The organism is Microbacterium oxydans, from assembly GCF_026559675.1.
GTDB classification, from domain to species: Bacteria; Actinomycetota; Actinomycetes; order Actinomycetales; family Microbacteriaceae; genus Microbacterium; species Microbacterium oxydans_D.
The window spans coordinates 507,362-520,349 of sequence record NZ_CP092891.1; the positions used below are offsets into that span (position 1 = coordinate 507,362).

At 69.5% G+C, this 12,988-nt stretch carries 15 protein-coding genes; 7 read left to right on the plus strand and 8 right to left on the minus strand.

Annotated elements, in window-relative coordinates; translation table 11 throughout:
• Positions 1-410: 410 nt before the first annotated feature.
• From MME74_RS02440 to MME74_RS02450, 3 genes are all read right to left on the minus strand, one after another.
• Positions 411-1,331, minus strand: a complete 921-nt coding sequence (locus MME74_RS02440) for a carbohydrate ABC transporter permease (protein ID WP_267417080.1) — start codon at positions 1,329-1,331, stop codon at positions 411-413.
• On the minus strand, positions 1,328-2,305 hold the full coding sequence (locus MME74_RS02445; protein WP_267417081.1) for a carbohydrate ABC transporter permease: 978 nt from the start codon (positions 2,303-2,305) through the stop codon (positions 1,328-1,330). Before MME74_RS02445 ends, MME74_RS02440 begins: the two co-directional genes overlap by 4 nt.
• A gap of 90 nt (positions 2,306-2,395) precedes the next feature.
• Positions 2,396-3,718, minus strand: a complete 1,323-nt coding sequence (locus MME74_RS02450; RefSeq protein WP_267417082.1) for an ABC transporter substrate-binding protein — start codon at positions 3,716-3,718, stop codon at positions 2,396-2,398.
• Between the two features lie 233 nt (positions 3,719-3,951).
• On the opposite strand from MME74_RS02450, the gene MME74_RS02455 reads away from it, so the two are divergent.
• Positions 3,952-4,776, plus strand: coding sequence for a sugar phosphate isomerase/epimerase family protein (locus MME74_RS02455; protein WP_267417083.1), 825 nt, complete (start codon positions 3,952-3,954; stop codon positions 4,774-4,776).
• Positions 4,777-4,869: 93 nt separating this feature from the next.
• Here MME74_RS02455 and MME74_RS02460 read toward each other — a convergent pair whose 3' ends face one another.
• On the minus strand, positions 4,870-5,055 hold the full coding sequence (locus MME74_RS02460; RefSeq protein WP_029259537.1) for a DUF3073 domain-containing protein: 186 nt from the start codon (positions 5,053-5,055) through the stop codon (positions 4,870-4,872).
• A 148-nt stretch (positions 5,056-5,203) separates the two neighbouring features.
• Between MME74_RS02460 and MME74_RS02465 the strand changes: the two genes are divergently transcribed.
• The gene (locus MME74_RS02465; RefSeq protein ID WP_267417084.1) at positions 5,204-5,746 is read left to right on the plus strand and encodes a universal stress protein; all 543 of its coding nucleotides are present in this window, start codon (positions 5,204-5,206) and stop codon (positions 5,744-5,746) included.
• 233 nt (positions 5,747-5,979) lie between these two features.
• Here MME74_RS02465 and MME74_RS02470 read toward each other — a convergent pair whose 3' ends face one another.
• From MME74_RS02470 to MME74_RS02480, 3 genes are all read right to left on the minus strand, one after another.
• A complete protein-coding gene (locus MME74_RS02470; protein WP_267417085.1) occupies positions 5,980-6,606 on the minus strand; it encodes a PadR family transcriptional regulator in 627 nt (208 codons plus the stop codon).
• Positions 6,603-7,442, minus strand: coding sequence for a DUF4097 family beta strand repeat-containing protein (locus MME74_RS02475; protein WP_267417087.1), 840 nt, complete (start codon positions 7,440-7,442; stop codon positions 6,603-6,605). Before MME74_RS02475 ends, MME74_RS02470 begins: the two co-directional genes overlap by 4 nt.
• A 151-nt stretch (positions 7,443-7,593) precedes the next feature.
• Complete coding sequence (locus MME74_RS02480) at positions 7,594-8,178, minus strand: hypothetical protein (protein ID WP_267417089.1); 585 nt, start codon at positions 8,176-8,178, stop codon at positions 7,594-7,596.
• A gap of 179 nt (positions 8,179-8,357) precedes the next feature.
• On the opposite strand from MME74_RS02480, the gene MME74_RS02485 reads away from it, so the two are divergent.
• The 3 genes from MME74_RS02485 to MME74_RS02495 all read left to right on the plus strand — a co-directional run bounded on the left by MME74_RS02485 (position 8,358) and on the right by MME74_RS02495 (position 10,538).
• Complete coding sequence (locus tag MME74_RS02485) at positions 8,358-9,137, plus strand: MerR family transcriptional regulator (protein ID WP_267417090.1); 780 nt, start codon at positions 8,358-8,360, stop codon at positions 9,135-9,137.
• 218 nt (positions 9,138-9,355) lie between these two features.
• A complete protein-coding gene (locus MME74_RS02490; protein WP_267417091.1) occupies positions 9,356-9,730 on the plus strand; it encodes a hypothetical protein in 375 nt (124 codons plus the stop codon).
• A gap of 4 nt (positions 9,731-9,734) precedes the next feature.
• On the plus strand, positions 9,735-10,538 hold the full coding sequence (locus MME74_RS02495) for a nitroreductase family protein (RefSeq protein ID WP_267417092.1): 804 nt from the start codon (positions 9,735-9,737) through the stop codon (positions 10,536-10,538).
• Here the strand turns inward: MME74_RS02495 and MME74_RS02500 are convergent.
• Entirely contained in the window at positions 10,535-12,067 is a 1,533-nt protein-coding gene (locus tag MME74_RS02500; protein ID WP_267417093.1) for an FAD-dependent oxidoreductase, read from the minus strand. The genes MME74_RS02495 and MME74_RS02500 overlap by 4 nt on opposite strands.
• Positions 12,068-12,153: 86 nt before the next feature.
• On the opposite strand from MME74_RS02500, the gene MME74_RS02505 reads away from it, so the two are divergent.
• Positions 12,154-12,528: a fluoride efflux transporter FluC gene (locus tag MME74_RS02505; RefSeq protein ID WP_267417094.1), complete on the plus strand. Its 375-nt coding sequence runs from the start codon at positions 12,154-12,156 to the stop codon at positions 12,526-12,528.
• Entirely contained in the window at positions 12,525-12,884 is a 360-nt protein-coding gene (locus tag MME74_RS02510) for a fluoride efflux transporter FluC (RefSeq protein ID WP_267417095.1), read from the plus strand. Before MME74_RS02505 ends, MME74_RS02510 begins: the two co-directional genes overlap by 4 nt.
• The last annotated feature ends 104 nt before the right edge of the window (positions 12,885-12,988 follow it).

Genomic DNA, 12,988 nt, shown 5'->3' on the forward strand with positions numbered 1-12,988 from the left:
ACGGCCCGGAGGATCCTCCTCCGGGCCGTTCCGCGTCCCCCGCCCCCCACCGCGTCCCCCGCGCTGCTGTCGAGAGCACGGGACCTCGCCGAGTGCACGGGCTGTCTCCGTGTGCGTGCCGTGCACTCGTCGACACCCCGTGCACTCGCGGAGCTTCGTGCCCAGAGCTTCGTGCGCCCGGGCTCCGGTGGCGCGGGGTATGCCCGTGAGGCTGCCGGGCGTCTTCACGGTCGTCGAGAGCACGACACCTCGGCGAACGCACGGCGGGTCCCCGTGATTGTCCCGTGCACTCGCGGACACCCCGTGCACTCGCGGACACCCCGCACGCAGACGTCCGCCCTCGGCGGAGTGCCGAGGGCGGACGTGGGGCCGGCGGGGACCGACGGGTGTGGGGTGGGAGGAGGAGCGGGTCAGCCCTTCACGGCGCCGGCGGCGAGGCCGGAGCGCCAGTACTTCTGCAGGGCGAAGAACAGCAGCACGAGCGGGATGACCCCGAGCAGGGCACCGAGCATCACCGCGCCCTTGTCCGGGGCGAAGTAGCTCACCATGCCGTAGAGCCCGAGGGTCACGGGCTTCAGATCCTGACTCGAGATCATCATGAGCGGGAGCAGGAAGTTGTTCCACGTCGCCACGAAGATGAACAGGAAGATGGTCACCATCGCGGGACCCAGCAGGCGCATCACGATCGTGAAGAAGATGCGGGCCTCGCCGGCTCCGTCGATGCGGGCGGCCTCGAGCAGCTCGGTCGGGACGGATGACTGCGCGTAGACCATGCCGAGGAAGACGCCGAACGGCGAGACCGCCGAGGGGATGATGATCGCCCAGACGGTGTTCGTCAGTCCGAGGGCCTGGAACTCGATGTACAGCGGGACGGTCAGCAGTGCCACGGGGAGCAGGAGGCCGGCCATGATGACGCCGACCGCGATGCGCTTGCCGGGGAAGGCGAACTTCGCGATCGCGTAGCCCGCCATCACGGCGAACAGGGTGCCGATGACGCCGGCGCTCACGGAGTACAGCATCGAGTTGCCGACCCACCGCCAGAACAGCCCCTGGGTCCAGTTCATCAGGCTGTCGTAGTTGGTGTCGAGGTTCCAGCCGGCGAACCAGAAGCCGAAGGTCGAGGTGAGATCGGTGTTGTTCTTCGTCGAGGCGACGATGAGCCAGTACACCGGCACCAGGAAGTACAGCGTCGCGACGACGAGCGCGATGATGCCGAACGCACGCGTGACCGGGGTCGGGGCGATCGAAGGCGGCGGAGCATCCGCGTCGGGCGTCCGGCGGGGGCGTCGACGTGTCGATGCCTCGGTGGTGATGAGGCGCGTGGTGGTCATGCGTCGCCCTTCCGGCGCTGCAGCAGCGCATACACGATCGCGAGCACACCCGCGATCAGAGCCATGAGCAGGGAGTAGGCGGATGCCGGGCCGCTGCCGGACGGCGAGATCTCGCCCATCATCGTGTTGTAGGTGAGCATCATGGGCGTGAAGTCCTTGCCCATCCACGAGTTCGCTGCCTGCAGCACCACCGGCTCGTTGAAGAGCTGGATCGTGCCGATGATCGACAGCAGCACCGCGAGGAGAGCGGCGCCCCGCACCAGCGGCACCTTGATCCGCATCGAGATCTGGAAGCCGGATGCTCCGTCGAGGCGCGCCGCTTCGTAGAGGTCGCGCGGAACGGCCTGCAGTGCCGACAGGAAGATGAGCATGTTGTAGCCCGTGTAGGTCCACGTGGTCATGTTCGCCATCGAGAAGAGGATCGTGCCCGGTGCCATGAAGTCGGTGCCCTCGGGGAGGAACGGGAGGAAGGGCGAGACCTCCGGCGTGTAGAGGTAGAGCCACATCATCGCCGCGATGATGCCGGGGACCGCATACGGCAGGAAGAAGGAGAGCCGGAACAGCGTGGGGCGGCGCACGATGAACGAGTCGAGCAGCAGGGCGAGTCCGAGGGCGACGAGGATCATCACGGGGATCTGCAGGGCGGCATAGAGGACGACGCGTCCCATGCCGGTCCAGAAGGCGCCGTTCGTCGCGGCGGTGACGAAGTTCTCGAGCCCGACGAACGTGTCGACGAGTTCTCCGCCGCCGTACAGTCCGTCGCCGGAGGGGACCTGAGCGAAGAACGACGATCGGATCGACACGATGATCGGCACCAGGAAGACCAGGACGAAGAGCACGGCGAACGGCGTCATGAACAGCCAGCCGGTGAGGCCCTCGCGTCGGGTGCCGAACCGGCGTCTGCGGGTGGGATCCGCGGGGATGCGCGGGGTCGGCGCCGGTGCCGTGCCTCGCGTCTCGGTCACTGTGACCATGGTGTCGCCTCTCGCTGTCAAGACGACGGCGGAGTGCACGATTGCGCGTGCACTCCGCCGTCGATCATCTGATGATGTCCGCTCGTCGACTCACTTCGCGACCGGCAGGCCGAGGTCCTTCAGGGAGGCGACGGCCGTGTCCTGGGCGGTGGTGAAGATGTCGGCGACCTTCGCGGTGCCGGCGACCGCCGCGGCGGCGGTCTCGTTCATCTTCGACAGCGTCGAGAAGCCGGGAGCGTAGGGGAAGTCCGGGTTGAGGTTCTCCGTCGCCGTCCCGAGCTCCGCGAGCACGTCCTGGCCGCCGAACTGGCGGAGCATCTTCTCGGGGGTCTTCACGTCGCCCTTGGCGGCGACGACGAGGCCCTGCGACGCGAGGTCGTCGACCTGGGTGTTGAACCAGTCGTTGAACTCCATGGCTTCGGCGGGGTGCTCGCAGCCCTTCATCACCGAGACGCCCGAGCCGCCGTCGGGGCCGCTCATGGCACCGGCGCCGAAGTCGGCGAGCTGGGCGACGCGCCACTGGCCCTCGGCCGGAGTGCCGTCGAGCGAGTCGAGGAGGAATCCGGCCTCCCATGCCGCGCCGACGTGGCCGATGAGGCTGCCGTCGTTGAGCGCGGCCGTGAAGCCCTCACCCCAGCGCTCGGTCGCGAGGGTCTGCTTGCCGTCGAGGAGGCCCTGCCAGAATGCGGCGACGCGCTCGGAGCCTGCGCCCTCCGCGTCGACCTTCCACTCGTCGCCCGCCGTGCTGAACCAGGTGTCGCCGGCCGCAGCGGACTGAGCGGAGAGCCAGTTCTGCGCCTCGTCGGGCGTGAAGGCCGTCACGTACTTGCCGGCGGCGGCCGCCGCGGCGGAGTCGGCCGTCAGGTCGTCGAGGGTCTTCGGGGCGTCGAGGCCCAGCGCCGTGAACTCGGCCTCGTTGTAGAAGTAGACGAGGGGGCCGGTGTCCTGCGGGAGGCCCACGATCGCGTCGCCCACCTTCATGCCGCTGAACGCTCCGGCCGAGAAGTCGTCCTCGTACTTCTTGGCCTCGTCCGCGACGTCCTGCAGCAGTCCCTTGACGAACAGCTGCGGCACCTCCGAGTAGCCGGTCTGTGCGAGGCAGGGTCCGTTGCCGGCCTTCACGTCGGTCTCGAGCTTGAGGATCATGTCGCTCGACTTGCCGTCGAACTTCGTCGCCTTCACCTGGATGTCGGGGTGATCGGCGTTCCAGCGGTCGACGATCTCGGACGCGGGCGTCATCCCCTCGCCGTCGGGGAGACGGTGCAGGTACTCGATCGTGATGGGTTCGCCGTCGGTTCCGCTGGCACCGCTGCCACCGGAATCGCCGGATGAGCAGGCCGCGAGGCCGAAGGCCGACACCGCTCCCACCGCGACGATCGCGGCGGTGCGGGTGAAGCGAGGGGTGATTGCCATGCTGTTCTCCTCTTTGAGGTCATGTTCTGCGGATCGTCCAGCGGGGTCTGGTGCCGAGGCGCCGTCGATCACATGCACATCAAATCACAGAATGTTTGCGCTCACAACTGGGAAATGAGGTTCAAAACACTTCAATTCAACACCATTGAGGGAGCGCTGACATAGTCTGTTCCCCACGCGTTGACCACGGATCCGTGGCCGTGCCGCGATCGCCCGGAGAGGACCACCCGCCGATGCCGCTCCGTCCGCTCGTCCTGATGAACGACTGGGTCTCCCCGATGCTGCCGGGGGCGCTGATCGATGCCGCGCTCCGCGACGGATACGACGGTGTCGAGCTCTGGTGGCCGTCGGATGAGCCTGCCCGGCGTGAGCTCGGGGCGGCCGTCCGGGAGACGGGTGCGGCCGTCTCCGTGCTCGTCGGGAGTGCCGCGGTCGACCCGACCGGGCACCGCCGGGAGCTCGAGCTGCAGCTGGAGGGAGTCCGGGCCGCGGGCATCGACCCCCTGCACGTCACCCTGCATGCCGGACGGGATCACTGGAGCGGGCGAGAGCTCGACGCGCTCGCGGAATGGGTGGTGGGCGAGCGCGAGCGGACGAGGCTGGACATCCTCGTCGAGACGCATCGCGCGCGGATGCTGCCCACGGCGCATTCCTCGGCGCGACTGCTCGCGCGGCATCCGGGACTCCGTCTGACGCTCGATGCCTCGCACTGGGTCGCCTCCGCCGAGTCGCTGCTGCAGGATCAGACCGAGGCGGTCGCGCTGGCGATCAGCCGCACCGACCACATCCACGCGCGCTTCGGCCATCCGCAGTCTCCGCAGATCGACGAGCCGCGCGATCCTCGGTGGGCGCCGGCGGTCGAGGCGCACCTGGCGTGGTGGGATCGGGTCGTGGAACGGCAGCGGGAGGAGGGGCGACGACCCACATTCCTCGCCGAGTTCGGACCGGCCGACTACGCGACGATCGATCCCCGGACAGGACGGCCCCTCGTCGATCCCGCCGAGCTCAACCGGTGGATCAAAGACCTGATCCGAGAGCGGTACGCCGACCGAGGATGACCACCCGACGCACCCGAACGGCTCTTCTCGACCTCCGTCCGGGCACGACGAAACACCCGCACGTCGTGCGGGTGTGACGAACCGATCAGGCGGTCAGGCCTTTTCTAGTTCGTCCTCGTCTTCGTCGGCATAGTCATCGGCCCACTTGTCGACGTATGCGTCTTCGTCGGTCGGGTGACCTAGCTCGCGCTCGAGAGCGGAGTAGTTCACCGACGGACTGTACGCCTTGAGTTCGCGGGCGATCTTGGTGTGTTTCGCCTTCTGACGGCCACGGCCCATGCGCGAGACCCCCTCACGAGTTAAGCTGCGGGCGGTGAGGCCCGAGGCATTTCACGACACCGGCCTGAAGCCGGTAAGAGTAGCATTCAGAATAGCACGCGGGTAAGACCCTCTGGCTGAGGCCAGGCTGGTGAAGGGAACGATCTTCATGACCGACAGCACCTCCACTCCGTCCGATGAAGCCGCACAGAACGCGGCGCTGCAGAAAGCCGTCATCGTCGGCATGCAGTTGGACCAGGATCGACACGTGATCGACGAGGCCGTGCGCTACGCGCGACTGCTCGGCGCGCCGCTCGTGGTCGCCCACGTCGACGTCACGCGATTCGTGACCTACGAGGATCCGGACGGCTACGTGCACTCCGCTCCGATCGACATCAACTTCGATGCCGGCGCGGCGGAGTTCGAGGCCGTCGAAGCGGCGGCCGCAAAGCTGCTCGAGGGGACCGACGTCACGTGGACCGCTCGCCAGCTCGTCGGCGACCCCGCTCTGGCGATCAAGCAGCTCGCCACCAAGCTCGACGCGCAGCTGATCGTCGTCGGCACGCGCAAGCGCGGTATCGGCGAATCGATCAGGGAGTTCTTCACCGGCTCGGTGGCGGCGCGGTTGGCGCACCGTCAGCATCGCTCGGTCCTCGTGGTCCCGCTCGGCGAGTCGGTGCCGGACGAGCAGAAGGAGATCTGGCCGGAGTAGCGGCAACCGCTCTCAGGCACGAGAAGAGGCCCCGTCGGCTGTTCGCCGACGGGGCCTCTTCTCGTGCGCTCACCGCATCTGGATGATGATGCCGTGTCTCCGCGCGGCGGGTGCGGGGAGCGGAGTGGCCGGTCCCTCACCCCTGTCCTGTGCCGCCGATGGGCTGACGTGCGCGGAACCGGATGGGGCTTCGCCCTCCCGCCGCGGGGGTACCGCGGCGGGAGTCGGGGTGGTCATGACGCGGCGTTGCTCAGGGCGACCGTCACTCCGCGTGCCGCGGTGTCGAGCGCCGTCTCGAGTTCGGTGACCACGAAGGGCGACAGCGTGCCGCCCTTCGCGAGGTGGGTGCGCAGGTCGGTGCGCACCCGGGCACGGAATGCGTTGATGACGGCATCCGCTCGGTGCATCTCCTCGCGGCTGACGAGGCGCGAGTCGTCGGTCGCCGAGCGCGGCCGGTTCTTCGCCGCCGTGCGCTCGCCCTTCTCGGCCGCGGCGAGATCGGCTCGCAGGCTCTTCATCGCGTCCTGGACGCTCTGTCGGACCTCGCTCGCGATCAGTCGCACGGAATCCGTGAGCCCCGCCTCGATGCCGGCGAGGTCGCCCTCACGCGATGCGAGTTCGGCGCGTCCGGCCTCGGTGATCGCGTAGATCGTGGTGCGGCCGTCGACGGTCTTGCTGACCAGGCCCTCCTCCTCGAGCTTCGCGAGCCGCGGGTAGATGGTGCCGGCGCTCGGGGTGTAGGTGCCGCCCGTGCGATCGGTCAGGGACTGGATGATCCCGTAGCCGTGCTGCGGCGCCTCGGCGAGCAGGGACAGCAGGTAGAGGCGGAGGTCGCCGTGGGAGAAGACTGCCGGGCTCATGCTTCCCACTCCGCGTCTTCGGTGATCGATGCCGGCGTGCGGCGGAGAACCGTGACTCCACCCGAGACGGAGTTGGCGCGCAGGTCGACGAACCGACCCGCGAGCTCGCCGGTCGTGCCGGTGTAGTTGCTGGGACCCGACGTGCTGCGCTCGACACCGTCGATGAGCAGACGTCCGCTCAGCGACCGGATGACGTAGTTCGCCGCGAGGGACTCGTCGAGGCGCACCGTGGTGCCGCCCGAGACCGAGTTGATGTTGATCGTGTTCACGTCGCCCGCGGCGTCCACCAGGGTGGAGCCCGAGACGATGTCGACGGTCGCTCGGCGCACCGCGCCCGTGACGGCCACGTCGCCCGAGACGCTGTTCGCGCTGATCGAGCCGGTGAGGCCGCGCACCTGCACGTCGCCCGAGACGGAGTTGACCGTGAGGTCGCCGATCAGCGTGTCGACGATGATGTCGCCGGACACGGTGTTGAGACGGGCGTCGTTGCGGAGGCCCGAGACCAGCGCGCCGGCGCTGACGACGCCGAGGTTCAGAGCGATCGAGCGGGGGACCGCGACGCTCACCTCGGCACGGGGGCCGCCGGAGCCGAAGTTGCGGAACACCTCGAGGAAGTTGTCCCAGCCCAGCTGCGGGTGGTCGATCTCGACCTCGCCGTCGTGGGACTCGATGCGGAGGTCCTTGGTGGTGACGCCGTGCACCTCGATGCGGATGCCCGGTTCGTCGTGGGCGATGATGTCCACCTGTCCGCCGACCAGGCCCACCTTGAGGCGGCTGACGGACTCGATGTCGATGACGCGTTCCTCGCCCGGGGCGATGAGCCACTTCTCGGTCATGTGTGCTTCTCCTGTGTCGATGGTCACGATATATCGTGTGTCGCAAGCATAACACGATATATCTCGATGTTGTCAAGAGGTGCGGCCGCGATACGAGAAGAGGCGCCCCGGCGGTACGCGGGACGCCTCTTCTCGTATCTCGGACTCCGATTCAGATCGGGACCACCGGCGAATACTCCACAGCCACGGTGACCGTGTTGTTCCCGGTGTCCGGGTCGGGCGAACCCGCCGGTGCCACGAGCGTGACCGTGTAGGGCTGTGCGTCCGTGACCCACACGCCGTTGTTGATCGTGGCGAACGTGATGAGGAGGGGTTCCGTCGTGCCGTTCGCGGGGATCCCGAGCGGGAGGGTGAACGTCGCCGTCGCCACGTTTCCGTCGATGGTCACCGGGGTGCGGGGAGCGTTGATTCCGTCCATGGTCGCGCTCGGGTCGCCGAGCAGGCGGGAGTCGAACGTCACGATCAGGGTCGCCCCCGCGGGTGTGCGCTCGGTGCCGATGGTGGTCACGTCGAATCCCGGCGGGATCGTCAGGACGTAGGCCTCCGTCGCGCCGGGGTCATTGGCGCCGATGGTGGTCCCGCCGTTCCGGGCGGTGAGCAGCAGGTCGCCCGTCGTGCTGGCGGCCGCGAGTGGCGTGGCGGCGGCGACCGCGACGACCGGCAGGGACCACGCGGTCGCCTTCAGCACGGTGCGGCGGCTCGGCCCGTTCGAGGATGGGCGGACTGTGTCGGACATGGTTTCGCTCCTCCGGTGCGGGTGCCCCGATTCCCCCCGGGGCGTGTGCGTGTGCGTCCAGGCTAGACGAGCGATGACGGATGCGCAGGAAAATCCGCGCGCTTGACCTTGACGCAACGTCAACTTCTAGAGTCGACAACACGACAACACGACAGCACGACAACAGAGAGGAGGACGCGGTGGCGAATCGTGACTGGTCCATCCAGGAGATCGCGCGCCTCGCCGGGACGACGAGCCGGACGCTGCGTCACTACGACGACATCGGACTGCTGCCGCCCTCGCGCATCGCGCACAACGGCTACCGCCACTACGACGAGGCCGCACTCGTACGGCTGCAGCGGATCCTCCTCCTGCGGGAGCTCGGACTCGGACTGCCGCAGATCGCGGAGGTCCTCGACCGGGAGCGCGGTGAGGCATCCGCCCTCGAGACCCACCTCGCGCTGCTGCGCGAGGAGCAGACCAGGCTGGCGCGGCAGATCGCGTCGGTCGAATCGACCATCACCGCATTGAGAGGAGGTGAGAACCTCATGGCAGAGAACATGTTCGACGGCTTCGACCACACCCGGTACAGGGAGGAGGTCGAGGACCGTTGGGGCAAGAAGGCCTACGCCGACAGCGACCGTTGGTGGCGGGGGATGACGGATGCGGAGCGCGCCGACTGGCAGCAGCGCGTGTCCGACCTCGGACGCGACTGGATCGCTGCGGCGGAGAGCGGCATCGACCCGGCATCCGCCGAGGCTCAGGATGTCGCGCGACGCCACGTCGAGTGGCTGACCGGCATCCCGGGCACACCGGCGGCCGTCCCCGGTGGCGACGTCAAGGCGTACGTGATCGGGCTCGGTGAGATGTACGTCGCGGATCCGCGTTTCGGCGCGAACTACGCGACGTCGTCCGGCGGCACCCACGGCGCGGAGTTCGTCCGCGACGCGCTCCGCGTGTATGCGGAGGGGAACCTGTAGTCGCCGGGGCGTTTCGTTTCGTCGCTGCGCTCCTCGCTCGACGACCGGGGGTGGGGCGTTTCGTCTCGTCGCTGCGCTCCTCGCTCGACGACCGGGGGTGGGGCGTTTCGTCTCGTCGCTGCGCTCCTCGCTCGACGACCGGGCAGGTCTCGGTCGTTGAGCGAGCGGAGCGAGACGAAACGCGCCTCCGGTCGCACGCGCGGGCGTAGTGTCGTGCCATGGCCCACCGTCGGGAGCGCAGGAACGCCGCGCCGCTGTTCGCCGCCGCGGCCACGGCCTACGCCGTGAACTGTGGGCTCGGCACCGCCGTCGCCGCGCGCCTGATCGACACCAGCCGCTTCCGGTGGTTGCATCACGCGCTGTACATCGCGACGTGTGCGACCACCGCCGCGGCTGTCATCGGGGGCTGGACGCGCGGCGCAGGAACTTCCGGTCGCCGTGCCGCGCTCGGCCTGCTGCCGGCCGCCGCGCCCCTCGCCGCGATCCCGTACCTCGGCAGCCACGGCCGCCGGCATCCGCTCACGGCGCTCGCCGCCGCCCCCTTCATCGTCGCGGGGGCCATCCTCGCGCGCCGTCCCGCCGACCGGAAGTGACCGCATGGAACTGCTCGATGCCATCCGCCGCCGCAAGACCACGAACGGGCCGTTCCTGCCCGACCCGGTGTCGGAGGATCACCAGCGCATCCTCCTCGAGGCCGCGGGCCGCGCACCCTCGCAGCTGAACAGTCAGCCCTGGCGGTTCGTCGTGATCGAGAGTCGCGACACCATCGAGACGATCGCGCGCATCTCCGGCGAGAGCATGACCGAGGCGATGTCGAACGGCACGTTCTTCGAGCGGTACAAGCCCTACTTCCGTTTCAGTCAGGCCGAGATGGACGAGAAGCGCAGCGGGATGCTGTTCGACAAGCTGCCCGCAGCCCTCCGGCCGTTCACGAGCCAGGTGTTCACCAAGCGCGGCCAGACGCTGATGAACACGTTCGGGGTGCCGAAGACTCTCGGTGCCGAGAACCGGAAGCTCGTCGCCGGGTCACCGCTGCTGCTCGGCGTCATGCTCGACCGCAGCGAGTATCGACCCGGGCAGCTCTCGTCGTTCTACTCGGTGTTCAGCATGGGTGCGGCGATGGAGAACGTCTGGCTGACGACCGTCGAGCTCGGCATGGGCATCCAGTTCATCTCGTTCCCGATGGAGGTGCCGGGGCGCTGGGACGAGATCGTGCAGCTCCTGCGGGTGCCGGACGACCTCGAGCTCATGGCCGTGTACCGCCTGGGCTACCTGCCGCCCGAGCAGCGCCGCCCGGCGATCGACTGGTCGAGCAGTCAGCGCCGTCTCGCCTCGCAGTACGTCTTCCGCGAGACCGGCGACACCCCGCAGCAGGGGTGGGACGCCCCGCTCGGCGGCTAGTCCGGGCGCCCGTCGCGGGGCAGGGGGCGGAGATCGCGCAGTGCCGGGCCCTCCAGGCGCGTGCCGTCGGGGGCGAAGCGCGACGCGTGCAGCGGGCAGTCCCACGTGCACTCGGCGTCGTTCCAGTCGAGCACGCCGCCGAGGTGCGTGCACACCGCGCTGACCGCACGGGTGACACCGTCGACGGTGGAGACGCCGACCGGGCGGCCGGCACGGTTGGCCACCACGCCGGCGCCCTCCTCGGGGCGGGGGACCGGGACCGCCCGGGACTCCGCCTCGGTCCACCCCGAAGCGAGCGCCGCGGCGACCTTGCCCCCTTCCACGGCGCCGCGGCCGAGGTCGGCGGGCACGGTCAGGCGCGTGCCGATCGTCGTCATCCATCTGGGGCGTTCACGTCGCGGCGTGCTGAGGATCTCGGCGGTCAGGCGCAGGGCGGCCGCCGGGGCGTTGGAGAGCCCCCACTTGGCGTAGCCGGTGGCGAAGCGGATGCGGCCGAGACCGCGCGGCATCGCCCCGACGAACGGGATGAGGTTGTGCGACTCGTAGTCCTGCGCCGACCAGCGGTGCGTCTCCTCGGCGTCGGGGAACCAGCGTCTGGTCCAGGAGACGAGGTCGTCGACCGCGGCCGCCTCGCTCTCCGAGCGTCCGACCGGATGGCCGTTGCCCCCGACGATGAGCTGCGCGGTGCGGCCGGGGCCATCCGCCTCTGACACCGGACGGATCGACCTCGTCGGGCCGTCGACGGAGAGGAAGGTGCCTTCGATCGCGTCGCCGGGCACCCGGAACGAGACGCAGTACGAGCGCTGCCCGTGGGTCTTCGTGAAGTAGAGGCCGCGGTCGGTGATCGGCGTTCCGGTGGCCAGCACGATGTGCGGGGCGAACAGCGGGCCGTCCGCGGTCTCCACACGCGCCTCGGGGAGCGCGTGCACCCCCGTGACGCGGATGCCGGTGTGCAGCGTTCCGCCCGACGTCAGCAGCTCGCCGGCCAGGGCCCGCGTGACGCGCACCGGGTCGATCGCGACCTGGTCGTCGAGCACCACCGCGCCGGCGTTCGGGAACGGAGACTCCTCGACCTCTCGCGATGAGAGGATGCGCGTCGGCAGCCCCGCCTCCCGTGCCGCGTCGTGCTGCGCCCGCACGGTGTCGAGTCCGTCGGCGGTCTGCGCGTAGGAGTGGTCGGCATGCCGCGTGTAGGGCACGCCCGCCGTGTCGGCGAACCCCGTCAGCCAGTCCATGCCCTCGCGGTTCGCGTCGACGTACGCCCGCACGAGCGAGGCGGGGTGGTGTCGGCGGATCACGGCGAGACGCTGCCCCTGCAGGAGCGACAGCTTGCCGGTGTTGCCGCCCGTCGCGAGCTCGGCGACCGCCCCCGCATCGATCACCGCGACGTCGAGGCCCGCGCGGGTGAGCATGACCGCCGTGCTCAGGCCGGTGATGCCGGCCCCGACGACGATGACGTCATGCCGGGCACCGGGCTCGAAGGGCGCGCCGACCGGCTCGTCCTGGGGGATCTTCCACAGGGGTCTCATGACGGCAGTCAACGCCCCGCTCGATCGCGCGCCCACCGCCTTGACATTCGCGTGCCGCGCTGGCACGGACGGATACAGTGGCAGGCGTGAAGCTGCGCCGCGTCCTCCTCGTCGCCCTCGGCGGCACGATCGGCACGGCGGCACGGCTCGGACTGGGGCTCCTGCTGCCCGACGCGGGCGGCATCCCGGTCGCGGTGCTCGTCGCGAACGTCGTCGGCGCTCTGCTGATCGGCATCCTCGCCGCGCGTCTGCCCGCATCGACCGACCTCCGACTGCTGCTCGGCACCGGCGTGCTCGGAGGTTTCACCACCTACAGCGCCTTCATGACCGGGACCGTCGCGCTCTGGACGGACGCCCCGCTGCTCGCCGTCGCCTATGCGGTGGGCAGCCTGGTGCTCGGTCTCGCCGCCGCGGCGCTGGGTCTTCGTCTCGGTCGGCCGCGCGCCGGAGCGGCCGCGTGAACCCGCTCCTGTTCCTCGGCGCGGCGCTCGCCGGGGGAGTGGGCGCCGTCCTGCGGTACCTCGTGGACCTCGGAGTGGCGCGCCTGGCCGGACGCCGCTTCCCCTGGGGCATCCTGCTCGTGAACCTCACCGGCTCGTTCGCCCTCGGCGTCGTCACCACCGCGCTGCCGGATGAGGCGTTCCTCCTGGGCGCGGGACTCCTCGGCGGGTACACGACGTTCAGCACCGCCATGCTCGACACGGTCGCCCTGTGGCGTGACGGCGAGCGTCCCGCGGCAGCGTTCAACGCGATCGGGATGCTGCTGCTCGGGCTGCTGGCGGCGGTCCTCGGGCTCGCGCTGGGCGCCGCGCTCTGAGCCGCTCCCAGCGTCCTCACAATCCGGAAATGTACAAACGTACATGTACAGATGTCCCGGGGGTGCTCGATGGTGGATGGATCGCGTCGACGACGTGACCCTGA